25 protein-coding genes and 1 tRNA gene are annotated in these 24,928 nt (G+C 71.2%); 14 read left to right on the top strand and 12 right to left on the bottom strand.

Features of this window, described 5'->3' with window-relative positions:
- The first annotated feature begins 2 nt into the window (after nucleotides 1–2).
- From ABZ070_RS05305 to ABZ070_RS05295, 3 genes are all read left to right on the top strand, one after another.
- Nucleotides 3–1,268, top strand: coding sequence for a molybdopterin-dependent oxidoreductase (locus ABZ070_RS05305; RefSeq protein ID WP_356630194.1), 1,266 nt, complete (start codon nucleotides 3–5; stop codon nucleotides 1,266–1,268).
- A gap of 5 nt (nucleotides 1,269–1,273) precedes the next feature.
- Nucleotides 1,274–1,777 (top strand): hypothetical protein, encoded by a 504-nt coding sequence (locus ABZ070_RS05300; protein WP_356630192.1) that lies wholly within the window; start codon nucleotides 1,274–1,276, stop codon nucleotides 1,775–1,777.
- 95 nt (nucleotides 1,778–1,872) lie between these two features.
- Nucleotides 1,873–2,202, top strand: coding sequence for a TfoX/Sxy family protein (locus ABZ070_RS05295; RefSeq protein ID WP_356630125.1), 330 nt, complete (start codon nucleotides 1,873–1,875; stop codon nucleotides 2,200–2,202).
- Nucleotides 2,203–2,292: 90 nt separating this feature from the next.
- Here the strand turns inward: ABZ070_RS05295 and ABZ070_RS05290 are convergent, their stop codons facing one another.
- Nucleotides 2,293–3,741 (bottom strand): glycosyltransferase 87 family protein, encoded by a 1,449-nt coding sequence (locus ABZ070_RS05290; protein WP_356630123.1) that lies wholly within the window; start codon nucleotides 3,739–3,741, stop codon nucleotides 2,293–2,295.
- A 113-nt stretch (nucleotides 3,742–3,854) separates the two neighbouring features.
- On the opposite strand from ABZ070_RS05290, the gene ABZ070_RS05285 reads away from it, so the two are divergent.
- Together ABZ070_RS05285 and ABZ070_RS05280 are read left to right on the top strand one after the other, a co-directional pair.
- Nucleotides 3,855–4,997: a molybdopterin-dependent oxidoreductase gene (locus ABZ070_RS05285; protein ID WP_356630121.1), complete on the top strand. Its 1,143-nt coding sequence runs from the start codon at nucleotides 3,855–3,857 to the stop codon at nucleotides 4,995–4,997.
- Nucleotides 4,994–5,401, top strand: a complete 408-nt coding sequence (locus ABZ070_RS05280; protein ID WP_356630119.1) for a hypothetical protein — start codon at nucleotides 4,994–4,996, stop codon at nucleotides 5,399–5,401. The genes ABZ070_RS05285 and ABZ070_RS05280 overlap by 4 nt, the downstream gene beginning before the upstream one ends.
- A gap of 68 nt (nucleotides 5,402–5,469) precedes the next feature.
- On the opposite strand, the gene ABZ070_RS05275 is transcribed toward ABZ070_RS05280, so the two are convergent.
- The 3 genes from ABZ070_RS05275 to ABZ070_RS05265 are packed head-to-tail and all read right to left on the bottom strand — an operon-like array spanning nucleotide 5,470 to nucleotide 7,456.
- Nucleotides 5,470–6,126, bottom strand: a complete 657-nt coding sequence (locus ABZ070_RS05275; RefSeq protein WP_356630117.1) for a methyltransferase domain-containing protein — start codon at nucleotides 6,124–6,126, stop codon at nucleotides 5,470–5,472.
- Nucleotides 6,123–6,743 (bottom strand): TIGR04282 family arsenosugar biosynthesis glycosyltransferase, encoded by a 621-nt coding sequence (locus tag ABZ070_RS05270; RefSeq protein WP_356630115.1) that lies wholly within the window; start codon nucleotides 6,741–6,743, stop codon nucleotides 6,123–6,125. The genes ABZ070_RS05275 and ABZ070_RS05270 overlap by 4 nt, the downstream gene beginning before the upstream one ends.
- Nucleotides 6,740–7,456, bottom strand: coding sequence for a glycosyltransferase family 2 protein (locus ABZ070_RS05265; RefSeq protein WP_356630113.1), 717 nt, complete (start codon nucleotides 7,454–7,456; stop codon nucleotides 6,740–6,742). The genes ABZ070_RS05270 and ABZ070_RS05265 overlap by 4 nt, the downstream gene beginning before the upstream one ends.
- Nucleotides 7,457–7,579: 123 nt before the next feature.
- Between ABZ070_RS05265 and ABZ070_RS05260 the strand changes: the two genes are divergently transcribed.
- Both ABZ070_RS05260 and ABZ070_RS05255 read left to right on the top strand, forming a co-directional pair.
- Complete coding sequence (locus tag ABZ070_RS05260) at nucleotides 7,580–8,395, top strand: response regulator transcription factor (protein ID WP_356630111.1); 816 nt, start codon at nucleotides 7,580–7,582, stop codon at nucleotides 8,393–8,395.
- The gene (locus ABZ070_RS05255) at nucleotides 8,388–9,500 is read left to right on the top strand and encodes a HAMP domain-containing sensor histidine kinase (RefSeq protein ID WP_356630109.1); all 1,113 of its coding nucleotides are present in this window, start codon (nucleotides 8,388–8,390) and stop codon (nucleotides 9,498–9,500) included. The genes ABZ070_RS05260 and ABZ070_RS05255 overlap by 8 nt, the downstream gene beginning before the upstream one ends.
- Nucleotides 9,501–9,529: 29 nt before the next feature.
- Here the strand turns inward: ABZ070_RS05255 and ABZ070_RS05250 are convergent, their stop codons facing one another.
- The 5 genes from ABZ070_RS05250 to mptB all read right to left on the bottom strand — a co-directional run bounded on the left by ABZ070_RS05250 (nucleotide 9,530) and on the right by mptB (nucleotide 14,650).
- The gene (locus ABZ070_RS05250) at nucleotides 9,530–10,558 is read right to left on the bottom strand and encodes an NAD-dependent epimerase/dehydratase family protein (protein WP_356630107.1); all 1,029 of its coding nucleotides are present in this window, start codon (nucleotides 10,556–10,558) and stop codon (nucleotides 9,530–9,532) included.
- Between the two features lie 196 nt (nucleotides 10,559–10,754).
- Nucleotides 10,755–10,828: transfer RNA gene (locus tag ABZ070_RS05245), tRNA-Pro, on the bottom strand.
- 154 nt (nucleotides 10,829–10,982) lie between these two features.
- Complete coding sequence (locus tag ABZ070_RS05240) at nucleotides 10,983–11,921, bottom strand: metallophosphoesterase (RefSeq protein ID WP_356630105.1); 939 nt, start codon at nucleotides 11,919–11,921, stop codon at nucleotides 10,983–10,985.
- 21 nt (nucleotides 11,922–11,942) lie between these two features.
- Nucleotides 11,943–13,172, bottom strand: a complete 1,230-nt coding sequence (locus ABZ070_RS05235; RefSeq protein WP_356630103.1) for a glycosyltransferase 87 family protein — start codon at nucleotides 13,170–13,172, stop codon at nucleotides 11,943–11,945.
- Entirely contained in the window at nucleotides 13,169–14,650 is a 1,482-nt protein-coding gene (gene mptB, locus ABZ070_RS05230) for a polyprenol phosphomannose-dependent alpha 1,6 mannosyltransferase MptB (protein ID WP_356630190.1), read from the bottom strand. Before mptB ends, ABZ070_RS05235 begins: the two co-directional genes overlap by 4 nt.
- Nucleotides 14,651–14,930: 280 nt before the next feature.
- Between mptB and ABZ070_RS05225 the strand changes: the two genes are divergently transcribed.
- On the top strand, nucleotides 14,931–15,395 hold the full coding sequence (locus tag ABZ070_RS05225; protein ID WP_356630102.1) for a GatB/YqeY domain-containing protein: 465 nt from the start codon (nucleotides 14,931–14,933) through the stop codon (nucleotides 15,393–15,395).
- A 208-nt stretch (nucleotides 15,396–15,603) separates the two neighbouring features.
- On the opposite strand, the gene ABZ070_RS05220 is transcribed toward ABZ070_RS05225, so the two are convergent.
- Nucleotides 15,604–17,829, bottom strand: a complete 2,226-nt coding sequence (locus tag ABZ070_RS05220; protein ID WP_356630100.1) for a transglycosylase domain-containing protein — start codon at nucleotides 17,827–17,829, stop codon at nucleotides 15,604–15,606.
- 408 nt (nucleotides 17,830–18,237) lie between these two features.
- On the opposite strand from ABZ070_RS05220, the gene ABZ070_RS05215 reads away from it, so the two are divergent.
- The gene (locus ABZ070_RS05215) at nucleotides 18,238–18,582 is read left to right on the top strand and encodes a WhiB family transcriptional regulator (protein ID WP_356630098.1); all 345 of its coding nucleotides are present in this window, start codon (nucleotides 18,238–18,240) and stop codon (nucleotides 18,580–18,582) included.
- 327 nt (nucleotides 18,583–18,909) lie between these two features.
- On the opposite strand, the gene ABZ070_RS05210 is transcribed toward ABZ070_RS05215, so the two are convergent.
- Together ABZ070_RS05210 and ABZ070_RS05205 are read right to left on the bottom strand one after the other, a co-directional pair.
- The gene (locus ABZ070_RS05210) at nucleotides 18,910–20,196 is read right to left on the bottom strand and encodes an ArsA family ATPase (protein WP_356630096.1); all 1,287 of its coding nucleotides are present in this window, start codon (nucleotides 20,194–20,196) and stop codon (nucleotides 18,910–18,912) included.
- Complete coding sequence (locus ABZ070_RS05205) at nucleotides 20,193–21,155, bottom strand: ArsA-related P-loop ATPase (protein ID WP_356630094.1); 963 nt, start codon at nucleotides 21,153–21,155, stop codon at nucleotides 20,193–20,195. The genes ABZ070_RS05210 and ABZ070_RS05205 overlap by 4 nt, the downstream gene beginning before the upstream one ends.
- A gap of 96 nt (nucleotides 21,156–21,251) precedes the next feature.
- Here ABZ070_RS05205 and ABZ070_RS05200 point away from each other — a divergent pair, with 96 nt between their 5' ends.
- The 5 genes from ABZ070_RS05200 to ABZ070_RS05180 all read left to right on the top strand — a co-directional run bounded on the left by ABZ070_RS05200 (nucleotide 21,252) and on the right by ABZ070_RS05180 (nucleotide 24,890).
- On the top strand, nucleotides 21,252–21,413 hold the full coding sequence (locus ABZ070_RS05200) for a DUF4177 domain-containing protein (protein ID WP_356630092.1): 162 nt from the start codon (nucleotides 21,252–21,254) through the stop codon (nucleotides 21,411–21,413).
- Nucleotides 21,410–21,880 carry a RidA family protein gene (locus tag ABZ070_RS05195; protein WP_356630090.1) on the top strand — a complete coding sequence of 157 codons (471 nt, stop codon included), beginning with the start codon at nucleotides 21,410–21,412 and terminating at the stop codon, nucleotides 21,878–21,880. Before ABZ070_RS05200 ends, ABZ070_RS05195 begins: the two co-directional genes overlap by 4 nt.
- A gap of 288 nt (nucleotides 21,881–22,168) precedes the next feature.
- Nucleotides 22,169–23,038: an NUDIX hydrolase gene (locus tag ABZ070_RS05190; RefSeq protein ID WP_356630088.1), complete on the top strand. Its 870-nt coding sequence runs from the start codon at nucleotides 22,169–22,171 to the stop codon at nucleotides 23,036–23,038.
- Nucleotides 23,035–23,874, top strand: a complete 840-nt coding sequence (locus tag ABZ070_RS05185; RefSeq protein ID WP_356630086.1) for an MBL fold metallo-hydrolase — start codon at nucleotides 23,035–23,037, stop codon at nucleotides 23,872–23,874. The genes ABZ070_RS05190 and ABZ070_RS05185 overlap by 4 nt, the downstream gene beginning before the upstream one ends.
- Nucleotides 23,875–24,005: 131 nt before the next feature.
- Nucleotides 24,006–24,890 carry a prohibitin family protein gene (locus ABZ070_RS05180; RefSeq protein WP_356630084.1) on the top strand — a complete coding sequence of 295 codons (885 nt, stop codon included), beginning with the start codon at nucleotides 24,006–24,008 and terminating at the stop codon, nucleotides 24,888–24,890.
- Nucleotides 24,891–24,928: the final 38 nt, after the last annotated feature.

The following is a 24,928-nucleotide window of genomic DNA, read 5'->3' as shown; positions in this document are numbered from 1 at the left end:
CCGTGGATTCCGTCGTCGCGTCGGGGCCCCCGCCGGGGCCGGCGCGGCCGGAGTTCTGGCGCAGCCCGCTGCGGGGGCTGTGGCTGACCGCGGTGCTCGGGCTGGTGCTGCTGGTCGGGGTCACGGTGTTGTTCGTGACGGGCCTGGTGTCGTACGCCGCGTACAACCCCGATCTGTCGCCGGTCAACGACCAGACGCCGGACAAGGGGTGGCTCGGCTTCTACCTGTTCTCCTGGCCGACCTCGCCGTACTGGCTCTACCGGGTGAACCAGGGCGTGCACGTGGTCCTGGGCGTCGTCCTCGTGCCGGTGCTGCTGGCGAAGTTGTGGTCCGTCATCCCGAAGCTGTTCCAGTGGCCGCCCGTGCGCTCGGGCAGCCACGGCATCGAGCGCCTGTCCCTGCTCCTGCTGGTGGGCGGCGCCGGCTTCGAGTTCGCCACAGGCATCCTCAACGTGCAGCTGCACTACATCTTCCCGGGCTCCTTCTACGTCCTGCACTTCTATGGGGCGTGGGTGTTCATCGGCGCCTTCGTCGTCCACGTCGCCTTCCGGCTGCCGCGTGCCCTGCGCGCGGTGAGGTACGGACGTGAGCTCCCGGAGGCCGGCACGGAGGAGGCGGCCGGCCTTGCGCCGCCCCGGCCGACGCCGCCGACCATCTCACGGCGGGGCGCCCTGGGCATGGTCGGACTGGGGTCCCTGGCGCTGTTCGTGGTGACGGCCGGGCAGAGCGTGGGCGGCTGGTGGCGCCGGACGGCGCTGCTCGCCCCGCGCGGTCAGGATCCCGGCTCGGGACCGAACGGGTTCCAGATCAACAAGACCGCGACATCCGTGGGGATCCGGCCCAGCGACATCGGCCCCGCCTGGCGGCTGACCGTACGCAGCGCGGGCCGCCAGGTCGTGCTGACCCGAGATGAGCTCCTGGCCATGGAGCAGAACGCAGCGGCGTTGCCCATCGCTTGCGTCGAGGGCTGGTCGACCCCCGACCAGATGTGGAGCGGCGTACGGCTCACGGACTTGGCCGCACTGGTCGGGCGGGGCACGGACACCCCGCGGGCCCTGGTGGAATCGGTACAGCGGGGAGGGGCGTTCCGCGCCGTCGTCCTGAGGGACAACCAGGTACGCGACCACCGTTCGCTCCTGGCCGTACGCGTCAACGGAGCCGTGCTCTCGCAGGACCACGGCTACCCGGCCCGGGTGATCGTCCCCGGCGCTCCCGGCGTCCACAACACCAAATGGGTCACCCGGATCACCTTCGGAGAGCCGGCATGAGCGCCATGGCCGTCTTCCGCCGCCGTTACGGAGCCTCCCCTCTCCACCTGCTCCTGGTCCTGGCCTCCTTCGCCCTCGCCGCCTACGCGGGCGTGCGACTGCTCAAGGGAGACACCCTGGGCGTGGCCCTGTGGTTCGTCGGGGCGGCACTCCTCCACGACCTCGTGCTGCTCCCCCTCTACGTGGTGACGGACCGGGCCGCGCAGTGCCTGTTCCGGGAGATCCCGGGGCAGAGGCCGCCGAGGCCGAGCGTCAACTACGTGCGTGTTCCCCTCTTTGTCGCGGGCCTTCTGCTGCTGGTCTGGTGGCCGTTGATCCTGGGCAGGGTCAATCACTACACCGCTTACACAGGGCTCCCGGCCGACGGGTTCCTTGAGCGCTGGCTGCTGGTCACGGCTGCGCTCTTGATCGCCTCGGCAGTGATTCTCGCCGTCCGCAGGTGGCGCGAATCGGCTCCCCGACGACGAGCGGCACGACACGAGCGACGGGCACGCGAAGCCGTGCGGTGACGGCGAGGCCGGCGGCTCGAGACCCGGCCGATGCCGGCCCGCTGACGGCCACACCCGCAGGGCGCGTCGTCGGGTCGTCCGGAAGAGTGGGTTCCATGACGTACGACGAAGGGCCGGCCGAACGGATCCGGGACGGGCTCGGTGAGCGGCCGGGCCTCCCCGAGATGCGGATGTTCGGCGGCCTGGCCTTCCTGCTGGGCGGGAACATGACCGTGGGCCTGGTCGGCGACGAGCTGATCGTCCGGGTGGGCCCCGAGCGGGCCGAGGAGGCCCTGGCCCGCCCGGAGGCCCGCCCGCATGGACTTCACGGGCAAGCCGATGCGCGGCTGGGTGACCGTCGGTGGCCCCGCGCTCGTGGAGGACAAGGTCCTCGACCACTGGATCGCCCTGGCCGTGGGTTCTGCGAGCAGCTGCCGCCCAAGTAAGGAGGCAGTGCCGGTTCGTCGCCTGCGTCCGGTCCACAGCGGACTGCCCTCCCCGGAGGCATGCGCCGCGCACGCCGACGGCCGGCACCACTACGTCGGCCGCCTCGTGATCCGGGCCGAGGGGGGCGACCCCGGCTCCGATGCCTGGACGGAGACGTCCTCGGGCTGACGCGTTCCGGTTCCGTGGCGCCGCCGCACCACAGCGGCCGCGAGGACGAGGAGGACCGCAAGGCCGTACGCGATCGCGGCCGTCGGCTGCCGGTGGTCGAAGACCCGGCCGAAGACGTAGACGGCGGGGCCCGCGAGGGCGACGCCGAGCCATTCCCACCGTCCGTCCAGCGCGACGAGGGCGACAAGGAGCAATGCGTACCAGGAATAGCCGGGCGTGAGGAGGGCGAAGGCCCAGCCGGTGACCAGGAGCGCGCCGCTCCACGGGCGGTGCGGGTCACCGCGCCGCATCACGTACAGGGACACCACCGTCATGACGGCGAGGACCACCGGGAGCGCCCAGCTGTCGGGCAGGACCAGGCGGAGCAGCGCGTACCGAGGCCCGGCGGCGGGCTCGTCGTAGCCTTCCTCCTCCACGTAGCCACCGAGGTAGCCGAAGACGGACCCGTCCGAGAGGAGGACGTAGGGCGTGTAGGCGAGCGCGATGAAAGCGGCGGCGGGCAGCAGCACGGCGGCCGCATCGCGGACGCGGCGGATTCCGGACAGTGCCCCTGGCAGGACGATGGCGGGCATCAGCTTGGTGGCGATGGCGGCGCCCAGGACCAGCCCGCCGGCGGACCGGCGATGCGGAAGGACGGCGAGGAGCCCGAGGCCGATCACGGCCAACAGCGCCCCGAGGACGTCTGCATGTGCGTTGTTGACCGCCTCGATGGGCACGACGGGGCACCACGCCCAGTACGCGGCCCGGCGCGGGTCGATGCCCCGGCGGCGCAGGATCAGCAGCACCGCGCCGGTCACGCCCAGGGTGATCAGGCCGCAGCCGATCTGGAGGGGCTTGTGCCGGGCCCCTTCCGGGGAGAGCTGGTCGACGGTGAGGAAGTACGCCTCGGCGACGGGCGGGTAAATGGTGTGCACGGCGGGCCGGTTGAGGCGCGTGCAGTGCGGTACCGGGCCGGCAGGGGGGATGCGGGCACGGTCCGGGCCGCCGCAGGCCGCCCCTTTGGGAAAGAGCCACGAGTCGCGCAGCCGGACCAGCGTCGGGTCCTGCGGAGCGTGGTCGTACGGGGAGACGCCGGCCGACTGGACGCGGCCGTCCCAGGCGTAGCGGTACGCGTCGGTGCTGGTCCGGGGCGGTGCCACAAGGCCGGTCACCGTCACGGCGATCGCCCCGGCCACCAGCAGGGGCACGACATGGGAGGACGGGACCCGGCGCAGCGCGAGCAGAGCCCCGGCGAACAGCACCCAGCACGCCGCGTACCACCAGAACAGCCGACCGGGGTCGGCGAAGTAGCCGTCGTACCGGATGGTGAGGACGAGGACGGCGGTGAGTGCGGCGAGGACCGTGGCGGCGAGGGCGGTGCGCGGGTTCACGTCCGCAGCGTTCCAGGAACGGCCCTGAAGGTGTGGTCGGGCGCCCCGCGCGTCCGTGTTTCGTAAGGTGTTCAGGCCACCCCCTGGGGCGTTGCCGGGGGTGTCATGGGCTCATGCGTCTCATCCCGTCTCCTGGACCGCCGATCAGCTTCAAGGGGCGTCTGCACGATGCCCGCACCGCGACCGTGATCGGCCGCTGGCTCGGGCTTGCCGTCGTCGTCTGTTTCGCGACCGGCGTGCTCAGCCATTTCCTCCAGCACCCGCCCGTCTGGCTCGTCGACCGGCTGCCGAGCCGCCCGCGCTGGGGTTACCGGTTCACCCAGGGGCTGCACGTGGCCTCTGGCATCGCAGCGATCCCGCTGCTGCTTGCCAAGTTGTGGGCGGTCTACCCCCGGCTCTTCGCATGGCCGCCGGTCCGGTCGGTCCGGCACGCGCTGGAGCGTATCTCGGTGGCCGTGCTCGTCGCCGCGGGGATCTTCGAGCTGTTCACCGGGCTGCTGAACACCTTCCAGTGGTACCCCTGGCCGTTCTTTTTCGTCCCCGTCCACTACGCCGTCGGCTGGCTCCTGGTGGGAGCGCTGCTGCTCCACGTCGCCGTGCAATGGCCGCGGATCCGAGACCACTTCACCCGCCGCTCTCCGGGGACCCTTTCCCTTCCCGCCGCCGACGGACCGGACCGCCGTCAACTGCTCGCGGCCATCGGGGCAGGGGTCGGTGCCGTCACGCTGACGACGGTGGGCCAGTCCGTCACCGCGCTCGGACCCCTGGAGCTGTTCGGCCCGCGCAGTCCGGACCACGGGCCGCAGGGACTGCCGGTCAACCGCACGGCCGCCGCGGCACGCGTCACCGAGGCGTCACTGGCCGACTGGCGGCTCATCGTCGACGGGCCGAGCCCGTACACCCTCACGCCGGCGGAACTGCGCGCGATGCCGCAGCACGAGGCGAGCCTGCCCCTCGCGTGCGTGGAAGGGTGGAGCAAGTCCGCCCACTGGACGGGGGTACGGGTGCGCGACCTGCTGGACAAGGCGGGAGGTGACCCGGGGGCGCGGTGCCGGGTGGTGTCCCTGGAGGCCGCGGGCGCGTACCGGGTGACGGAAATGGGCCGTACGTACGCTCAGGACCCGCTTACCTTGCTGGCGTTGGGCCTGAACGGAGAGATGTTGTCCCTGGACCACGGCTACCCGGCGCGCATCATCGCCCCCAACCGTCCCGGAGTGCTCCAGACCAAGTGGGTCGGCCGCCTGGAGGTGCTGTGACGGTGGTCCGGTACGTGGTGGGCGGCTGCGGGACCGGTCTGATGGTCTTCGGCGGCACCCTGCTGCTGGAGCGGCCCGAGCCGTGGCGGATCGGTGTGTGGCTCGCAGGCGGCGTCCTCGTGCACGACGGGCTGATCGCACCGCTGGTGATCGCGATCGCCGCGCTCACCGCGGCGGCGGGTCTGCGTCTGCGCGGGGTTCCGCGCGCCGCGCTGGTCGTCGCGGGCTCGCTCACGGTGATCGCCCTGCCGCCGCTCTTGCGCCCTGGAGGCGTGGCCAATGCGACAGTGCTGCCGTTGGACTACCTCCGGAACTGGCTTCTCGCGATGGCGGCCGTCGCCGTGATCACCGTCGCGTACGTCGGGGTGCGTGCGGGCCTGCGACGGGCGGCTCGTCGACGCTGAGTCCAGGCAGGGCCGCCGTGGAGTAGGGGCCGACGCGTGGCAGGCGTCGGCCCCTACTGGTCGTGTCCTCAGCGGCGTAGGCCCACGAAGTTGCGGCCCGCGGCCTGCCAGGTGAGGGATCGGGTCCAGCCGGCCCGCGGAGCCTCGGCGCACAAGGCCCGGGTGCCGAGCCGGGCCCACCGGAACGGCGCTCCGCGCCCGCCGCGTCCGTCGTCGACGTGGACCTGGACGCGTTCGTCGACGTCGGCGGTGGCCACCTCGACCAAAAGGGAGCCGGACGGTGAGGCGAGTCGGGCGGCGCGGCGGAGCAGGGCGGCCGGATCACCTCCGATGCCGATGTTGCCGTCCATGAGCAACACGGTGTCCCAGCGGCCCTCACGTGGCAGGGGATCGAAGACCGATCTGCACAGGGCGCTGCCTCCCGAACGGACCGTGATGGCCACCGCCTCCGGGTTGACGTCCACCCCCAGAGCCCGGTGTCCGCGTGCGGCGAGGGCGGTGACGAGGCGGCCGGGACCACACCCGATGTCCAAGACGGGGCCCGCGCAGCGGTCGAGGACGGTGGTGTCGGCCTCGTCGGGTTCGGCGCACCATCGCTCGACCTCCAGGGGCAGCAGCCAGCCGTCGCCTCGGCGCAGGTAGAGAGGGCCCCGGCCGGTGCGGAGGGCCTCGGCATACGGGTCGGCCCGCCAGGCGAGGGCGGGTTCGGTTAGCTGGGCGGTCATCGCGTCACCGCGCACAGACCACTGTGAAGCGTGGCGAAGCGCGTGCCGGATATGGCGGCCGCCACCTGTGCCGCGTCGGCCGGTGTGTCCACGTCGCACAACTCGGGCAGGTCCCGTACCGCCCGCCCGGACGCGGTCAACCGTCGGCGCTGCTCCCGCCCGGTGTGCGCCACCGACATGGGTACGCCGAGGAGCAGCGCCGGGTCTGGCTCGGCCAGGCCGAGTGCCCAGAACCCGCCGTCGTCGGCCGGGCCGAACCAGGCATCCGTCTCGCTGAAGTCGAGGCCCTGGGCGAGGAGGTCGGGGGTGACCTGGGGGGTGTCCATGCCGATGAGCAAGGCTGGCCCTTCGACGTGGGAGAAGGCCGCGGCCAGTCGGGCGTCGAGGCCGCCGGCGCCTTGCGGAAGGACGTCGATGCCCTCGGGCAGCCAGGACCCCGGTCGCCCGTCGAGCACCAGGACACGGCGCTCGGCGGGGGCCTCGAGCACAGTCTCGAGCGTGTCCTGGAGGGCTGCGCGGGCCAGCTCGGCTGCCTGCTCCGGGGTGAAGTGCGGCGTCAGACGCGTCTTGACCCGACCCGCCACGGGAGCCTTGGCGATGACGAGCAGGGTGCTCATACGGAGACCTCCCCGGCCGCGACGGATGATGCGCCGGGCGGCTCAGCGAGTACCCGGCGCATGTCGCGCACGGCATACCAGGTGCCCCGCCAAGTCCCGGTGACCTTCGACTTCCCCGAGCGGGGCAGGTACGGGACGTCCGTCTCGGTGACCCGCCAGCCCGCATCAGAGGCCCGCACGACCATTTGGAGCGGGTAGCCACTGCGCCGGTCGGTCAGCTCCAGCCCGAGCAGCGCCTCTCGTCGTGCCGCCCGCATCGGGCCGAGGTCGTGCAGCCGGAGTCCAGTGCGGTGGCGCAGCATCCGCGCGAGGGCCAGGTTCCCGGCGCGGGCACGAGGGGGCCAGGCACCTCGCCCCTGCGGGCGCCGACGCCCGAGCACCAGATCGGCCTCGCCCGCTGCCACCTGCGCGGCCATCGGGGCGAGCAGTCCGGGGTCCATCGAGGCGTCGCAGTCGCAAAAGCAGACCAGGTCGGCGCGGGCCGCGAGCAGCCCGGCGTGGCAGGCAGCACCGAAACCACGTCGGCTCTCGTGTACGACGGTCGCACCGAGGCTTCGGGCGATCTCCGCGGAGCCGTCGGTCGAGCCGTTGTCGACGACGATGGCCCGCCACCCGGCGGGCACCCGCGCCAACACCCAGGGGAGCGCTTCGGCCTCGTCGAGGCACGGCAGTACGAGATCCGCGCGGGGCGGTGCGGAAGCAGAGGAAGTCACCCTCCACACCGTAGGAATCAGGAACCGGGAAATGACGCTTCCAGACCTTACGAAACGCGGACGCCGTCCCGGAGGAGGCGAACCTCGCTTCGGCTTGGCCCGGACGGGTGACAACCTGGGGCCATGGCAGGAAGCGACGTGGAGAGTGCGTACGAAGGGCACCGGGCGGACGGCACCGACGAGGCCGGTGCCGTGGGCAGTGTTCTCGTCGTGGACGACGACCCGACCGTCTCGGAGGTCGTGGCCGGGTACTTGCAGCGGGCCGGTTTCGCGGTGCGCCTGGCGGCCGACGGGCCGGCCGCGCTGCGCGCGGCCGATGAGCTCCGGCCCGACCTCGTGGTGCTCGATCTGATGCTTCCCGGTATGGACGGGCTGGAGGTCTGCCGCCGACTGCGCGCGCGGGAGAGCGGCAGGCGGCCCGTCCCTGTCATCATGCTGACCGCGCGCGGCGACGAGGACGACCGGATCCTGGGCCTGGAGGTCGGCGCGGACGACTACGTGACCAAGCCCTTCAGCCCGCGAGAGCTCGTCCTGCGGGTGCGGTCGGTCCTGCGCCGCGCGATGCGAGCCGCACCCGCCGGTGAGTCACGCCTCGCTGCGGCGGACCTGTCCTTGGACCCGGCGGCCCGCCGGGTCACCAAGCATGGCCGGGAACTCGCCCTCACCCTGAGGGAGTTCGATCTCCTCGCCTACTTCCTGCGGCACCCGCGGCAGGTCTGCGACCGGGAGCGGCTGATGCGCGAGGTCTGGGGCTGGGACTTCGGAGATCTGTCCACCGTGACCGTCCATGTGCGACGGCTCCGGGGAAAGGTCGAGGACGACCCGGCTAACCCGCGCCTGATCCAGACCGTCTGGGGCGTCGGCTATCGCTTCGAGGCGAGCCCGGCCACCGAGGTCACCTCGGCTGCCGGGACGGAGACGGAGGCGGACCGTGCGTGACCTGATGCTGATCGCCCTGTACGCGCTCCTCGGCGCGGGCGCCGCCGGCCTTCTGGGAGCCGCGGCGCTGCGGATCCTGAGGCAGCGGAGTGTCGCGGTGTCCCTCGCCGTCGTCGCTGCCGTCGCCGTGTCCGCGATGCTAGCCGGGACGCTCGCGGTGGCGTGGGCGATGTTCCTGTCCTCGCACGACCTGGCCGTGGTGACCATGGTCGTCGCGATGGCGGCCGCCGTGTCGCTGGCCACCGCGCTGCTTCTGGGCCGCCAGGTCGTACGGCGATGCCGCGAACTCGTCGGAGCGGCGCGCAGCTTCGGGGAGCAGGGCACGTTCACGGCACCGCTCCTCCCCGCCCCCGCCGAGTTCGTGGCCCTGAGCCGCGAGCTGGCCCTCACCAGCGAACGGCTGGCTGCCTCCCGCGAACGCGAGCGGGCCCTGGAGACCTCCCGGCGCGAACTCGTCGCCTGGATCTCGCACGACCTGCGCACCCCGCTCGCCGGGCTGCGCGCCATGTCGGAGGCGCTGGAGGACGGCGTGGCCGCCGACCCCGCCCGCTACCACCGTCAGATGCGCACCGAGGTCGACCGCCTCAACTCCATGGTCGGCGACCTCTTCGAGCTCTCCCGCATCCACGCGGGCGCGCTGGTCCTCAGCCCCACGCGGACGTCTCTCTACGACCTCGTCGGAGACGCCCTGGCCGGCGCCGAAGCCCTCGCACGAGAACACGGCGTGCGCCTCGCGGGCGAGAACGTCGCACCACTCCCGGTGGAGGTGGACGGCAAAGAAATGACCCGCGTTCTCTCCAACCTCCTCGTGAACGCCATCCGCCACACCCCCTCCGACGGAACCGTCGCGATCGCCGCCGAACTCCGCGCGGACTCCGTGGTGCTCTCGGTCACCGACGCCTGCGGGGGCATCCCCGACGAAGACCTCCCGCGCGTCTTCGACACGGGCTGGCGCGGCACTCCGGCACGTACTCCACCCTCGGGGGCGGGCCTCGGCCTGGCGATCGTCCGGGGCATCGTCGAGGCACACGCCGGCCGGGCCGACGTCCGCAACGTCTCCGGCGGCTGCCGCTTCGAACTGACCCTGCCGGTGCCGCTGGGGTAGCCGTTCCCCCAGGTCAGCCCACTGCTGCCCTACGGCTGCCGGGCGAGCCCGGCCTCCCGCGGGGCCGGGCCTTCCGTGCCGCCCGCGAGTTCGGCCATCCCGTCCGTGAACGGCACCGCCGGACGCCAGCCCAGCTCGCGGCGCAGCCGCGCGGAGTCGGCGGTGATGTGCCGGACGTCGCCCAGCCGGTACTCGCCTGTGACGACCGGGGACGGTCCCGCGCACGCGGCGGCCAGCGCCTCGGCCATGTCGCCGACGGTCCGTGGATCGCCGCTGCCGACGTTGAACGCGGCGAAGGCCGGCCCCTCCCTCAACGCCTCCAGCGCCATCGCGTTGGCCGAGGCCACATCCCGTACATGGACGAAGTCCCGCCGCTGCCCGCCGTCCTCGAAGACGCGCGGCGATTCGCCGCGCGCGAGCGCGGACCGGAACAGGGCGGCCACGCCCGCGTACGGGGTGTCGCGGGGCATCCCCGGCCCGTAGACGTTGTGGTACCGCAGCGAGATCACGCGTCCGTCGATCGCCCGGGCCCATGAGCCCGCGAGGTGTTCCTGCGCGAGCTTGGTGGTGGCGTAGACGTTCCGGGGGTCCATCGGCGCGTCCTCCGCGACCAGACCGGGTGCCAGGTCGGCACGGCAGTCCGGGCAGCGCGGCTCGAACCGACCGGCCTTCAGGTCGGCCTCGGCACGCGGACCGGGCCGGACCACGCCGTGCGCGGCACACTCGTACCGCCCCTCGCCGTAGACGACCATCGATCCGGCGAGCAGCAGCCGCCGCACCCTCGCCTCCGCCATCTGGGCCAGCAGGACCGCCGTACCGAGGTCATTGGCCGACACGTATCCGGGTGCGTCCCCGAAGTCCTTGCCGAGGCCCACCTTGGCCGCCTGGTGACAGACCGCGTCGACCCCGGCCAGGGCGTCCCGTACCGCCTTCGGGTCCCGTACGTCCCGCCCGTCCTCCGCCATGTCGAACACCACCGGGTCGTGCCCGCGTCCGATCAGCTCGGCGACGATGTGCGAGCCGATGAAGCCCGCTCCTCCAGTCACAAGTACGCGCATGCCCCGAAGCTATGCCGCCCCGGTTCCGGCGAGGTGTCCGACGGCCCTCGCGTCACGGATCCGTAAGAGGATCCGCTTCACGAACGCACAGGAGTCCGACCAAGATCGTCTCCGAGGCCTCTCCCAGACGATCTCCGAAACCACTCAGGGGCCCGACCCGCTCTGCGGATCAGGCCCCTGACCTGGTGTTTCACTGTCGGGGTGGCGGGATTTGAACCCACGACCTCTTCGTCCCGAACGAAGCGCGCTGCCAAGCTGCGCTACACCCCGATGTCGCCGGTGTCCCGGCGACATCGATTACTTTAGCCCACCCGCGGCCGGAGACGAAATCCGGTTTCGGCCCGCTGCGGGCGACGCGCCGGGGAGGCAGGGACCACGGCGCGGGTGGGGCGGCGCGGGGGAGGAAAGCCCAGGTCGGCGGGGGTCAGTCGCGGGGGACCAGGGTCAGGAGGGTCGCTTCCGGTGGGCAGGCGAACCGCACCGGGGTGTAGCGGTTGGTGCCGCAGCCCGCCGAGACGTGGAGGTAGGAGACGTTCCCCTCGGCACGGTGGGTGGACAGGCCCTTGACCCGGTCCGTGTCCAGGTCACAGTTGGTGACCAGGGCCCCGTAGAAAGGGATGCACAGCTGACCGCCGTGGGTGTGGCCCGCGAGGATCAGGGGGTAGCCGTCGGCCGTGAAGGCGTCGAGGCTGCGCAGATAGGGCGCGTGGACGACGGCCAGCGACAGGTCGGCGTCCCGTTCGGGGCCGCCCGCGACCTTCTCGTACCGGTCGCGCTTGATGTGCGGGTCGTCAAGGCCGGTGAAGGCGATCTCGTAGCCGTCGAGCTTCAGCCGGCCGCGGGTGTTCGTCAGGTCCAGCCATCCCGCGGCGTCGAACGCGTCCCGCAGGTCTTCCCACGGGTTGTGGACGGCGCCGACGGCAGGCGCGTTGCCGTTGAGGCCGTGGCGGCCCTGGGCCTTTTCGAGGAGGTAGCGGGCGGGGTTGCGGAGTTTCGGGCCGTAGTAGTCGTTGGAGCCGAAGACGTAGACGCCGGGGATCTCCATCAGCGGGCCCAGCGCGTCCAGCACCTCGGGGACGCCCTGCGGGTCCGAGAGGTTGTCGCCGGTGTTGACGACGAAGTCCGGGCGCAGCCCGGCCAGCGACTGCAGCCACGCCCGCTTCTTGCGCTGGCCGCTGACCATGTGGATGTCGGAGACCTGCAGTACACGCAAGGGCCGCATTCCGCGTGGCAGAACCGGCACTGTGACTCGTCGAAGCCGGAACGACCGGGCCTCGATGCCCGCCGCGTAGACGAGGCCGGCAGCCCCGGCCGCCGTGACACCTGCGGTGATTTTCAGTGGGAGCCCGTAGCGTGCGCGCATGGGTCCATCGTCGCAGACCCGTCAGGGCCCGGGCAGTGCCGGGCGGCGGTCCTCCGCGGACGCGGAGCGGAGCGGCAGCGCGAAGAACAGCCCCAGCGCGATCCACATGTATGTGTTGCCGCCGAGGAAGCCGTCGATGCCGGACGAGTCATGGCTCCACAGCCACACGATGCTGCTGCTCAGTACGAAGGGCAGGGCGACGGCCCAGGTCAGCAGCCTGCGGCGGTCAGGACCGTCGGGCGTGCGGAGGCCGGCGTCGGCGAGCAGCACGAGGGCGGGCACCAGCCAGACCAAATGGTGCACCCAGGTGACCGGGCTGATCAGGCAGGCGAGGATCCCGGTCAGCGCGAAGCCGCCGGCATGGTCACCAGCCGCCGTCGACTTGCGTACGCGCACGGCCCACACGACGAGCAGGACGACCACCCCGAATGCCCACACCGCGCGGCTCGGCTCGTGGGGCTCAAAGACGCGGGCCAGCAGTCCCTGCCAGGACTGGTTGGAGACATACGCGAGCGAGCCGACCCTGTCGGTGTTCCACAGGGCCTCCGTCCAGTAGACGCGGGAGGCGTCCGGCGCGATCCACGTGGCGAGGCCGGTGGCGCCGAGTGCGACGGCGGTGGCGGTGGCGGCGGCCCGGGGGCGGCCGGTGAGGAGGAGATGGCCGATGAAGACGGCGGGCGTGAGTTTGATCGCGGCGGCGAGCCCGATGCCGATGCCCGCGTACCGCGACGCGCGGCCGCCGGCGGACAGCAGTCGCGCGTCGGCGAGGACGAGCGCCAACAGCAGCAGGTTGACCTGCCCGAAGCTGACGGTGTCGCGAACCGGTTCCAGGAGGGCGAAGGCCAAGCCGGCGAGGGAGAGTGCGTACCAGGGTGTCCACCCCTGCCTGCGCACGACCGGCCCGACGGTCCACCGCAGGATCACGGCCGCGGCCGCCCCGTTGAGGAGCAGAGTGAACGCGACCGCGCTCTGCCAGTCGACCAACGCCATGGGCAGCATGCAGACGGCGGCAAACGGCGGGTACGTGAAGCCGTAGCGGCTTCCCGGCACGAGGTAGTCGTAGATGGCGCCGTCGCTCATCCAGTGGTGAATGGTCCCGTAGTAGACGCCGAGGTCGAACCAGTCCCGGTGATACGCCACCGTCGTGGAGAAGAGCAGCACGGCGGTCGCCAGCGCGGCGACGCGGAGCAGGCGTCCCCGCGTCGTCACCGGCCGCCGCCACGTGGCCTCCGTCGTCTCCAGTTGTGTCATGCGGTACTCCCAACGAGCCGGTAGGCAAAGCGATGTACGCCCCACAGCGCCGTCACCGCCAGCAGCCCGCCACCGACGGCCAGCGCCAACTGCTTGACGTCGGGGGCGAATCCACTGGGCAGTACGGCGAGGGCGAGGACGCCGCTCGCCGCGGCGGCGGTACGCCGCAGGGGCCTGCCTGGCCCTGCGGCAGCGATCAAGAACAGACCCCACAGCATGTACCAGGGGCGGATCGCGGGCCCAAGCAGAGCTACCGCCATCAGGCTGAGTCCGAGCGCGTGGACCGGGCGTTGCAGGTGATGGCGGCGCCAGGCGAGCAGCACGGCGAAGGCGGTGGCCGCCAGACCGAGCAGATGCCAGGCGGGGGTTGCGAGTCGGGCGAGCTCTGCGAGGCCGGTGCCGCCGCCGTTCATCAGGGCGGCGGTCGCGCGGCCGAGGCTGGACGTGAGGGACCAGTTCTCCGGTGACACAGGGGTGTCCAGGGTGGCGAGCCACCCGTAGCCGGTGCCCACCAGGGCGGTCGTTGCTGCGGTGGTGGCCGCACACACACCAAGCACGGCGAGTGCTGCGGACAGGCGGGGCACCCGCGCCCATGGAGTGTGCCGAGACCACACCACGACGACGGCGACGAGCCCCAGCGCCGCGGGCGCCTTCACCAGCGCGGCCAGGGTGATCAATACGACTGCCGCGACCGGCCTGCGGCCGAGGGCGGCGACGAGCCCCGCGCCCAGCAGGCCGAGCATGAGCGCGTCGTTGTGCGCGCCGCTCACGAGGTGCAACAGGACCAGGGGGTTGAGCGCCCCCAGCCAGAGCGCCAGCGTCGGGTCGGTGTCGCAGTGATGGGCCAAGCGGGGCAGGCAAAAGGCCATCAGCACCACGCCGAGCAGCGCGACCAGCCGCATGCCGAGCACTCCCCAGGACACCTGGTCCGTCGACAGGTCCGCGGAGACCGTCGAGAACGCCGTCAGGTCCGGCGAGTGCGCCACCGCCGAGGCGAAAGCCAGGAAGACCGGGCCGTACGGCGCGGGGGTGTCCCGCCACAGCGGTGCGACCTCGGCGACGAGCGGGCCGCCCAACCGCGAGGGGCCGTGAACGTACACGTCGAGCCGCGCGTCGACCATCGCGCCCTGGGCCAGGTAGCTGTAGACGTCGCGGCTGAACAACGGCGGCGCCACCACCAGCGGTGCCGCCCACAGCGCGAGCGTCACCAGCAGATCGCGACGCTCCGGCGGACGGGAACCGCGCACGGCCCTGCCCACCAGTAGCCAGGCCGTTATCAGGACGACGAGTCCGAAGTACGCGGCGACAAGCCCGATCGCGGCCGGCCCCGAGCCGGGGGCGAGTATCTGCCGCACCGGCAGTGCTCCGGCGCTCACGCCGCCGGCTGCGAGGGCGCTCGAGCCTATGAGCCCGAGCAGCCGGCAGTGGCGGAAGTCGACGCCTGTCCTGCCAGGGACGCCGCCGACAAGCCGGCCAATGCCCCGGCCGACGACCCTGGCGACCGCTGGGCCCAAGGCCCGGTCGAGGGGGAGACGGAGGGACGGCGGGCGCGACACCTGCGCAGACTGTCAACGGGCGGTGTCCGAAACGCGACGCCACGGTCGCCACGGGGGGACGGTCGCGTGTCCGCAGCCTTACGAGCCACGCGCCGCGACCGCCCGGTCCGGCGGCGCCGTCACGGCTCGACGCACGCCCCACCCCGCCCCGCCGCGCGAAATGCGCGGGCGCTTGCCGCCGCGCACCTGACACACTTGCCGCATGACCACGCTCAAGTCCAAGCTGCAGGAAGACCTCACCGAGGCGATCAGGGCGCGCGACGAACTGCGCTCGTCCACGCTCCGGCTGACCCTCGCCGCGATCACCAAGGAGGAGGTCTCGGGCAAGACGGCCCGTGAACTCTCCGATGACGAGGTGCAGAAGGTGATCGCCAAGGAGGCGAAGAAGCGCCGCGAGGCCGCGGATGCCTTCGCGCAGGGCGGTCGCGCGGAGCAGGCGGAGCGTGAGAAGGCGGAGGGCGTGATCCTCGACGCCTACCTGCCGCAGCAGCTGACGGACGACGAGCTCCACCAGATCGTCGCGCAGGCCGTCGAGGAGGCCAAGGCAGCGGGTGCCGAGGGCCCCCGCGCCATGGGTGCCGTCATGAAGATCGTGAACCCGAAGGTCGCGGGCCGCGCCGAGGGCGGCCGGGTCGCCACCGCGGTGAAGCAGCTTCTCGCCGGCTGAGGCGGCTCAGTCCGGCCGAGCAGCCGAGCAGCGGGCAGCAAAGCAGCCGAGCAGCGGGCAGCAAAAGCAACCGAGCAGCTGCGCAGCCGATAGTGGCAGGCGCCGACCACCGCGCCCAGAAAGCCGGTGGACTTCGGTAAGCCGAAGGGGGACCCGTTCTCGACGGGTCCCCCTTCGGCGTAGTCCCTGCGCTCCTGCCTGTTGCGGCTTACGGCCAGTTGCCGCCGGTGCCGCCGCCGTTGCCCTGGCCGCGGTTGTTTCCCCCGCCGATCAGGTCCGGCGGGATGGAGATGCCCGGCCACGGCTGCTGCGGGTCGGGCCTGCCGTCGCCCGGCTTCTCCCTGTCCCGGTCCTTGTCCTTGTCCTTCGGGGCGTCCGGTATGTGCACGCTGTTGAACGGCGGGGCGGGCTGGCCGTTCAGTGCCCCGGTCATCGCGGCCTTCCAGATCGGACCCGGGACCGCGCCGCCGAAGACCTTGTCGTGGTACTGGCCGCCGATGGTGATGCGCTCCATCTTCACCTGCTGGCTGGCGCTGCCGACCCAGACGGCGCCGGACATGTTCGGGGTGTAGCCCACGAACCAGGCGTTGCGCCGCTCGTCGGTCGTACCGGTCTTGCCGGCGTTGTCCCTGCTCTGGAGCCCGGCCTGCTGGCCCGTGCCGGAGTCGACCACTCCACGCAGCAGGGTGTTTATCGTGTCGGCGGTCTGCTCGTTCATCGCCCTGGAGCACTCGGTCCGCGGGACCTTGAGGCTCTGGCCGTCGGCGGTCGTGATCGACTCGATCGCCGTCGGCGTGCAGTAGGTGCCGCGGTTCGCGAAGGTCGCGTACGCGTTGGCCATGACCAGCGGCGAGATGCCGGTGGAGCCGAGGGTGAGCGCGGAGGGCAGTTCCGGCAGCGGCTTTCCACTGCCCTGCACGACGCCCATCTTGGCGGTGGTCTCCATGACCGGGCAGGTGCCGGTCTCGGCGATCATCTGTACGAAGTAGGTGTTGACCGACTTGGCCATCGCCTCCTTGAGTGCGTACGGCCCGACCTCGGACTCGTTCTCGTTCTCCAGGACGGCGTTCTCGGTGTTGACCCATGGCTTGCCGTTGCAGCCCGGCACCGATTGCGGGTACGGCATCTTGTACGGCGACGGGTACACCTGCGTCGGCGGCTTGCCCTGCTCAAGGGCAGCCGCTGCCAGGAACGGCTTGAAGGTCGAACCGACCGGGAAGCCGTAGTTCGAACCGCCCATGCCGTAGTTGACCGAGTAGTTGATCTGGGTCTCGTTCTTGCCGAAGCCGTACGGCTTGGACTGGCCCATCGCCACGATCTTGCCGGTCCCCGGCTGGACCAGCGTCACGGCCGAGGCGACCTTGTCAGTCTGGTGGACGTGGTCCTTTATGGAGCCCTGCGCCGACGCCTGGGCCTGCGGGTCCAGCGTGGTCCTGATCGTCAGACCGCCCTGGTTCCAGACCTTGAGCCGGGCCTCCCTGGTCTTGCCGAAGACCGGGTCGGTGAGGAACACCTGGCGCACGTAGTCGCAGAAGAAGCCCGCACCGTTGACGGCGGTGATGCAGCCGTTCTTGGGTTTGCTGACCTTCAGCTCGATCGCGGTCGCCTTCGCCCGGTCCGCCTCGTCCTGGGAGATGTCGTGGATGTCGGCCATGCGCTGCAGAACGATGTTGCGTCGCTTGGTGGCCTCCTCCGAGTCGTTGACCGGGTCGAAGCGGCTCGGCGACTGGACGATGCCGGCGAGCAGCGCGGCCTCCTCCAGCTTCAGGTCCTTGGCCTTCTTGGAGAAGTAGCGCTGCGAGGCCGCCTCGACGCCGTACGCCTGCTGCCCGAAGAAGGTGATGTTGAGGTAGTTCTCGAGGATCTTCTTCTTGCCCAGCTCCTCCTCGACCTGGATCGCGTACTTCAGTTCGCGGATCTTTCGGCCGAGCGTCTGCTGGGTGGCCTGGGCGACCTTGTCCGGGTCGTCGCCGGCCTCCTCGACGAAGACGTTCTTCACATACTGCTGGGTGAGGGTGGAGGCGCCCTCGGAGACGCCGCCCGTCTGCGCGTTCTTGTTCAGCGCGCGCAGCACGCCCTTGAGGTCGATCGCGCCGTGCTCGTAGAACCGGGCGTCCTCAATGGCGACGATCGCCTTCTGCATGTACGGGGAGATCTCTTCGAGGGGCACGACCGTGCGGTCACGGGAGTAGACCGTGGCGATCTGCCCGCCCTCGGAGTCGAGGATCGTGGTGCGCTGACTCAGCGGCGGCGTCTTGAGGTTGGCGGGGATCGTGTCGAAACCCTCGACCGTTCCCTTGGCCGCGAGTCCCAGCGCTCCGGCGGCAGGCAGGGCGATGCCCGCCAGCACCGCTCCGGAGAGCACGCTGACACCGAGGAACTTGGCGACCTGCTGGGTCCCGGTCAGACCGCCGCCCGAGCGCTTCTTTGGCATGAGGGCAGCCTACGTTCTCATTTGCCGGACAGGCATAAAGGCCTTGGCCTAAGCTGCTCCCAACTGTCACAGCAGTGCGGTTTCGCATCAAGTACCTGACACAACTTCCGCTGTACCCGAATCCGGCGGAAGTGTGTCCGTCAGTCGTGTCCGAATGCGACGCATGCGTCATCGGGCGTCCCATGTGACCCAGCTGAACTGCCCCATGATGTCGGTTTTGACTGATATGCCCTCAGGTCACTCCCCTGGGTGATCTGCCGCGTACGCATAGTCCGTTCGGGCCATTCAAGATTGGGCCCCACGGGGGTGTTGCGCTGTGCCCACCTTCCGTAACGTCCTCAACTGGCAGCGGTGAATATGCCGCTGCCGCCGTGGGGGAGCCTCGATTCGGGAGAGGACGGCGCCGGCATGGGCTGGGTAACCGACTGGAGTGCGCAGGCAGCCTGCCGCACTACCGATCCGGATGAACTGTTCGTACAAGGGGCAGCGCAGAACAGGGCCAAGGCGGTGTGCACCGGATGCCCGGTGCGGACCGAATGCCTGGCCGATGCGCTCGACAACCGCGTCGAGTTCGGCGTTTGGGGTGGAATGACCGAGCGGGAGCGACGCGCACTGCTGCGTCGGCGGCCGACGGTCACCTCCTGGCGCAGACTGCTCGAGACCGCACGCACGGAGTACGAGCGCAGCGCGGGGATACTGCCCGTGGCACTCGACGACGACGAGACCTACGAGGTGTACGCGGCGGTCGGCTGACCGGCCAAGCGGCGCGAGTCGCCGGGCGGACCCGGCGGGGCAAGGGTCTCGCCGTGGTGAGTGGTGCGCGCTGCTTGTGAGTCGTGCGCTGGGTCGGAAGTGCGCGAGGCGCAGGTGTTCACTGTGCCGGCACGTGCCCAGCATGCCCGGAGCCAGGACGCCCCGTTCACCATGGGCGCGATCCCATGGCGGGGCGACGCTCTCCGCCGACGCTTCCGGTTGGTTCCCAGCCGTGCCCGGCGCGAGAAGCGCACAGCCGGGTGGCCACGCTCGTGCCTGCGGCCTCCCTGGCCCGCGCATCACCGCGAAGACGTCGCCCTTACGCAGCTACGCCGCGCCCGTCGGCAAGGCCTCGGCCGTCGAGAGGCGGTCACCGATCGCGCGAAGGCCGGAGATGTCGTGCACGTCGCCCGGCAGGGCGGGCACCTCCGCCACCGCCACCTCCGGGTGCAGCGCGGTGAAGCGGTCGCATGTGCGCCGCTCGCGGGCGATCACATGCATCCGTTCGGCATGCAGACGCAGCAGCCCCGCTGTCAGCTGCTGCGTGGTCTGCTCGTCGGAGGCGGCGGCCTCGGATCGCGTGCCTGTGGCGTGACACGCGGGCGGCGATTCGGGAGAGGGGACGACGTCCGTGATGTCACGAACACCAGTCTTCCCGGCTCCCTGATCCACAATTCCGCCTTCGTCAAGATTTTCCGCCGCCGCCAGTGCCCGCTCCGCGGACAGCCGCGCCGCCCCGCTGCCGTGCACTCGGTTCAGGACCAGGCCGGCGAGCGGCATGTTCTCCGCCGCCAGCCGCTCGACGAAATACGCCGCTTCGCGCAGCGCGTCCCGCTCGGGCGCCGCGACGACGACGAACGCCGTCCCGGGGGCCTGGAGGAGCCGGTACGTCGCGTCCGCCCGCGTGCGGAAGCCACCGAACATCGTGTCCATTGCCGCCACGAACGTCTGCACGTCACGCAGCAGTTGCCCGCCGAGGAGTTTCCCCAGCGTCCCGGTCATCATCGACATGCCGACGTTGAGGAACTTCATCCCCGCCCGGCCGCCCATCTTCGCGGGGGCCATCAGCAGCTTGATGAACTTGCCGTCGAGGAACGACCCCAGCCGCTTCGGCGCGTCGAGGAAGTCCAGGGCCGAACGGGACGGCGGGGTGTCGACGACGATCAGGTCCCACTCGTCGCGCGCCCTCAGCTGTCCCAGCTTCTCCATCGCCATGTACTCCTGCGTGCCCGCGAAGCCGGCCGACAGGGACTGGTAGAAGGGGTTGTCCAGGATCGCGCGGGCCCGGTCGGCATCGGCGTGCGCCTCGACGATCTCGTCGAAGGTGCGCTTCATGTCGAGCATCATGGCGTGCAGTTCGCCGTCACCGTCGATGCCCTTGACCCTGCGCGGAGTGTTGTCGAGAGAGTCGATGCCCATGGACTGCGCCAGCCGCCGGGCCGGGTCGATGGTGAGGACGACGACCTTGCGGCCGCGCTCGGCCGCCCGGACACCGAGCGCCGCCGCCGTGGTCGTCTTGCCGACGCCGCCCGCGCCACAGCACACGATGATGCGCGTGGCGGGGTCGTCGATGAGCGGATCGACCTCGAGCCGGGCCGATGCGTCCAGGGTCATGAGCCCGCCCCTTGCTTGCGCAGTTCCTTCGCCAGTTGGTAGAGCCCCGACAGGTCGACTCCCTCGCTCAGCGCGGGAAGCTCGTACGCACCCAGGTCAAGGGCGTTCAGCGCCCGGCGCTGCTCGCGCTCCAGCTCGACGCGCTGGGCGTGTTCGGCCGCCTGCTCGAGGAGCGGGGTGACGAGCCCTGCGGCGCGCCCGACACCGGCGCCCGTGAGCGCCTTGGTGATGGCGCCACGCCGGCCGTTCGCCGCGTCGCGCACCGCGTCCTCGTCCAGGAGATGCGGGCGGACCATGTTCACGATGACGTTGCCGACCGGCAGTTCGGCGGCGCGCAGCTCGGCGACGCCGTCGGCGGTCTCCTGGACCGGCATCTCCTCCAGAAGCGTCACCAGGTGGACGGCGGTCTCCGGCGACTTGAGGACCCGCATCACGGCCTGCGCCTGATTGTGTATCGGGCCGATCCTGGCCAGGCCCGCCACCTCGTCGTTGACGTTCAGGAAGCGGGTGATGCGACCGGTGGGCGGCGCGTCCATGACCACGTAGTCGTAGACGTAACGGCCCTGCTTGTCCCGACGGCGTACGGCCTCGCAGGCCTTGCCGGTCAGAAGAACGTCCCGGACACCCGGAGCGATCGTCGTGGCGAAGTCGATCGCGCCGATCTTCTTCAGGGCGCGGCCTGCGCTGCCGAGCTTGTAGAACATCTGGAGATAGTCCAGGAGGGCGCGTTCGGCGTCGATGGCCAGCGCGTACACCTCCCCGCCGCCGGAGGAGACGGCGATTTTGCGTTCCTCGTAGGGAAGGGCCTCCGTCTCGAAGAGCTGGGCGATGCCCTGCCTGCCCTCGACCTCGACGAGGAGAGTCCGCTTCCCCTCGGTCGCGAGGGCGAGCGCGAGTGCGGCGGCCACCGTGGTCTTACCGGTACCGCCCTTGCCGCTGACGACCTGGAGCCTGCTCACGTATTCGAGCCTAACCAGTCGCGCCGCGCCCTACGCACGAGGCTGCCTGCGGGCTGCGTCACGAAGTAGGCGGAGGGTGCGGCTACAGTCGCCTCCATGACCAAGTGGGAATACGCGACCGTGCCCCTTCTCGTGCACGCGACCAAGCAGATTCTGGACACCTGGGGCGAGGACGGGTGGGAGCTCGTCCAGGTCGTTCCCGGGCCGAACAACCCCGAGCAGCTCGTGGCCTACCTGAAGCGGGAGAGGGCCTCGTGAGCGGCGTCGTCGATGCGAAGCTCGCCGAGCTCGGGCTGACGCTTCCGGCGGTCGTGCCGCCGCTCGCCGCCTACCAGCCGGCCGTGATCTCGGGTGCGTACGTCTACACCGCCGGTCAGCTTCCGATGGTCGAGGGCAAGCTGCCGGTCACCGGCAAGGTGGGCGCGGAGGTCACCCCCGAGGAGGCCAAGGAGCTCGCCCGCACCTGTGCACTGAACGCCCTGGCGGCCGTCAAGTCGGTCGTCGGCGATCTGGACCGCATCGCCCGTGTGGTGAAGGTCGTCGGCTTCGTGGCGTCCGCCGCCGACTTCACCGGCCAGCCCGCGGTCCTCAACGGCGCGAGCGAACTGCTGGGCGAGGTGCTCGGCGAGAAGGGCGTGCACGCGCGCAGCGCGGTGGGCGTCGCGGTGCTTCCGTTGGACGCTCCGGTCGAGGTCGAGATCCAGGTGGAGCTCGTCCAGGACTGAGCCTTCGGCGCGTACATCCGCGCGCCGTACGTACGGCCCCGCGGCCGCCGGTTCTCCGGCGGGTGCGGGGCCGCTGCCATAGGGGCTCCGGCCGGTCACCGTGCCACGGCGAACCGCCGGGCCTCGACTACGACTCGAAAGTACCTCCGTGGCAGGCGGAGTTCGGCAACAGCGTCACGGCCCAGGCCGACCTGAGCCAGCAGGGCGGCAACGACGGTCTGCCGGCCTGCGAGGCGCAGCGCAAGGGAGGCTCTCGAACATCGGCGCGGAAGCGCATAGCATCCGCCCATGTCCAATGGTCAGTGGTACCCGCCGGAATGGCCCGACCGCATCCGCGCACTCGCGAGCGGAGAGCTCACCGCCGTGGCCCCCAAGCGGGCCGCCACCGTGATGCTGCTGCGTGACACGGCGGACGGCACCGCGGTCCACATGCTGCGCCGACGCACCTCCATGGCTTTCGCCGGAGGCGCGTACGCGTACCCGGGAGGCGGGGTGGACCCTCGCGACGACCGGCCGGTGCGCTGGGCCGGGCCCTCCCTGGACGTCTGGGCGCAGCGCCTCGGCGTCGACGACACCGCGTCCGCCCAGGCGATCGTGTGCGCGGCGGTGCGCGAGACGTTCGAGGAGGCAGGCGTCCTGCTCGCCGGCCGCACCCCCGACACGGTCGTCGGCGACACGACCGGTGACGACTGGGAGGCGGACCGGCAGGCCCTGGTCGACAGGGGCCTGTCGTTCGCGGACTTCCTGGACCGCAGGGGCCTCGCGCTGCGCTCCGATCTGCTGGGCGCGTGGGCGCGCTGGATCACCCCCGAGTTCGAGCCGCGCCGCTACGACACGTGGTTCTTCGTGGCCGCCCTTCCCGAGGGCCAGCGCACCCGCAACGTCTCGACGGAGGCGGAGACCACGGTCTGGATCAGCCCGGCGGACGCGGCGGACGGGTACGACAAGGGCGAGCTGCTGATGATGCCGCCGACCGTCGCGACGCTGCGGACACTCCAGGCGTACGGAACCTCCGCGGAGGCGCTGCAGGCCGCGGCGAGCCAGGATCTGGCCCCTGTGCTGGCCAGCGCCCGGCTGGAGAACGGGGAGGTCGTTCTGAGCTGGCCCGGTCACGAGGAGTTCACCAAGCATGTCCCGACGTCGGGAGGTCAGCGATGACCGACGCAGCCGGCCTGCCGGGCCAGCCCCGTGGCGGTGTCCTGTCCGGGCCCGCCACGGCCCGGGCCGTCAACGTCCTCGCGCCGAATCCGTCGGCGATGACCCTCGACGGCACGAACACCTGGATCGTCTCCGAGCCGGACTCCCCACTCGCGGTCGTCGTCGACCCGGGCCCGCTCGACGAGGGGCACCTGCGGGCCGTCATCGACACGGCGGAACGCGCGGGCAAGCGGATCGCCCTCACTCTGCTCACCCACGGCCACCCGGACCACGCCGAGGGCGCCTCCCGCCTCGCGGAACTGACCCGTACGAACGTTCGCGCCCTCGACCCGGCGCTGCGACTCGGCGACGAGGGGCTCGCACCGGGGGACGTGATCACCACGGGCGGACTGGAGATGCGGGTCGTCCCCACTCCCGGCCACACCGCCGACTCGCTGAGCTTCCACCTGCCCGCGGACCGCGCCGTGCTGACCGGCGACACGATTCTCGGCCGCGGCACGACCGTCGTCGCACATCCCGACGGCCGGCTCGGCGACTACCTCGACTCGCTGCGGCGGCTGCGCTCCCTCACCGTCGACGACGGCATCCACACGGTGCTGCCGGGCCACGGTCCGGTGCTCGACGACGCCCAGGGAGCAGTCGAGTTCTACCTCGCCCACCGGGCGAACCGGCTCGCCCAGGTGGAGACAGCGGTCGAGAACGGCTGCGCGACCCCGGCCGAGGTCGTCGCGCACGTCTACGCGGACGTCGACAGGTCCCTGTGGCCGGCTGCCGAACTGTCGGTGCGGGCGCAGCTCGAGTACCTGCAGGAACACGGGCTGATCGGGCAGCCCTGACCGACCCGCGGCCTGCCGCGTGAGGACCCGGGGACCTGCGCCGGGGAACTGGCCGGCCACTCCCCGGCGTCCTGATGCCGACGATGCTTTACGCTCCGCTTACTTTGCGGCATCAGTCCCTGGGGGGAAACGTGTTCGTCCTGTTCGTCATCCTCGTCATCGCCGCCGCGGTGATGTACCTCGTTGCCAGAGGCGGCGACAACCGGGGCCTCAAGCTCGGAGCGGCGGGGGCGCTCATAGCCGGTCTCTTCTCGGGTGTGGTCAGCTGTGTGCACGTCGTCAGCGCCTACGAGGTCGGTGTCCCGGTCACCTTCGGCAAGGTGGGCACGCCGATGAACTCCGGTATGAACATCACCTCGCCGTTCACGAACGTCACGACGTTCTCCACTCGGCCGGTCGACCTCAACCTCTCCGACAAGGACGTGGTCGAGGTGCGCTCCTCGCAGGGCGGCGTGATGTACGCGGAGGTGACGGTGAAGTGGGCGGTGACCCCGGCCAAGGCCATCGAGCTCTACAAGCTGGCCGGCAGCGAGGACGCCATCCAGCAGCGACTGGTCTTCCCGGACAGCCGGGAGATCATTCGTAACGTCTTCGCCCGCCACACCAGCGAGGAGGGATACACCTCCGCGCGCGAGAAGATCAACGCCGAGATCGCCGACCTGATCAAGGAGCGGCTGGCGCCGCGCGGCATCGCCGTCACGACCGTCAACCTCCGCAACGTGCGTCCGTCGGAGCAGCTGCAGGACCAGATCGACCGCAAGATCCAGCAGCAGCAGGCCACGGAACGGGCGACCGAGGCGGCGCGCACCGCGAAGGCGGAGGCGGAGCGCCGGCGGATCGAGGCCGAGGGCATCGCCAAGGCCAACAAGATCCTCAATGACTCGCTCAGCGACAAGGTCCTGGCCAACCAGTGCATCGAGGCGTTCAAGGAGGCGGCACAGAAGAACGCGGTCTACGCCGTGCCGTGCGGCGACGGCTCGGGCAACCCGCTGATCGTGGACGGCACCAAGCGCTGATCGACGCGAAGGGGGCCGCCCGCATCATGCGGGCGGCC

Origin of the sequence: Streptomyces sp. NPDC006283, from assembly GCF_040613325.1 — a bacterium.
Taxonomy (GTDB): Bacteria; Actinomycetota; Actinomycetes; order Streptomycetales; family Streptomycetaceae; genus Streptomyces.
Note: the sequence above shows the minus strand (reverse complement) of the source record. Positions and strands in the feature narration are given on the sequence as shown.

Bases quoted from the DNA above. Each gene is read 5' to 3' on its own strand.
- ABZ070_RS05300 (WP_356630192.1), top strand. From the start codon at position 1,274: ATGGCCGTCTTCCGCCGCCGTTACGGAGCCTCCCCTCTCCACCTGCTC.
- ABZ070_RS05295 (WP_356630125.1), top strand. From the start codon at position 1,873: ATGACGTACGACGAAGGGCCGGCCGAACGGATCCGGGACGGGCTCGGT.
- ABZ070_RS05285 (WP_356630121.1), top strand. From the start codon at position 3,855: ATGCGTCTCATCCCGTCTCCTGGACCGCCGATCAGCTTCAAGGGGCGT.
- ABZ070_RS05275 (WP_356630117.1), bottom strand. From the start codon at position 6,126: ATGACCGCCCAGCTAACCGAACCCGCCCTCGCCTGGCGGGCCGACCCG.
- ABZ070_RS05270 (WP_356630115.1), bottom strand. From the start codon at position 6,743: ATGAGCACCCTGCTCGTCATCGCCAAGGCTCCCGTGGCGGGTCGGGTC.
- ABZ070_RS05260 (WP_356630111.1), top strand. From the start codon at position 7,580: ATGGCAGGAAGCGACGTGGAGAGTGCGTACGAAGGGCACCGGGCGGAC.
- ABZ070_RS05250 (WP_356630107.1), bottom strand. From the start codon at position 10,558: ATGCGCGTACTTGTGACTGGAGGAGCGGGCTTCATCGGCTCGCACATC.
- ABZ070_RS05240 (WP_356630105.1), bottom strand. From the start codon at position 11,921: ATGCGCGCACGCTACGGGCTCCCACTGAAAATCACCGCAGGTGTCACG.
- ABZ070_RS05235 (WP_356630103.1), bottom strand. From the start codon at position 13,172: ATGACACAACTGGAGACGACGGAGGCCACGTGGCGGCGGCCGGTGACG.
- ABZ070_RS05225 (WP_356630102.1), top strand. From the start codon at position 14,931: ATGACCACGCTCAAGTCCAAGCTGCAGGAAGACCTCACCGAGGCGATC.
- ABZ070_RS05220 (WP_356630100.1), bottom strand. From the start codon at position 17,829: ATGCCAAAGAAGCGCTCGGGCGGCGGTCTGACCGGGACCCAGCAGGTC.
- ABZ070_RS05215 (WP_356630098.1), top strand. From the start codon at position 18,238: ATGGGCTGGGTAACCGACTGGAGTGCGCAGGCAGCCTGCCGCACTACC.
- ABZ070_RS05210 (WP_356630096.1), bottom strand. From the start codon at position 20,196: ATGACCCTGGACGCATCGGCCCGGCTCGAGGTCGATCCGCTCATCGAC.
- ABZ070_RS05200 (WP_356630092.1), top strand. From the start codon at position 21,252: ATGACCAAGTGGGAATACGCGACCGTGCCCCTTCTCGTGCACGCGACC.
- ABZ070_RS05190 (WP_356630088.1), top strand. From the start codon at position 22,169: ATGTCCAATGGTCAGTGGTACCCGCCGGAATGGCCCGACCGCATCCGC.
- ABZ070_RS05185 (WP_356630086.1), top strand. From the start codon at position 23,035: ATGACCGACGCAGCCGGCCTGCCGGGCCAGCCCCGTGGCGGTGTCCTG.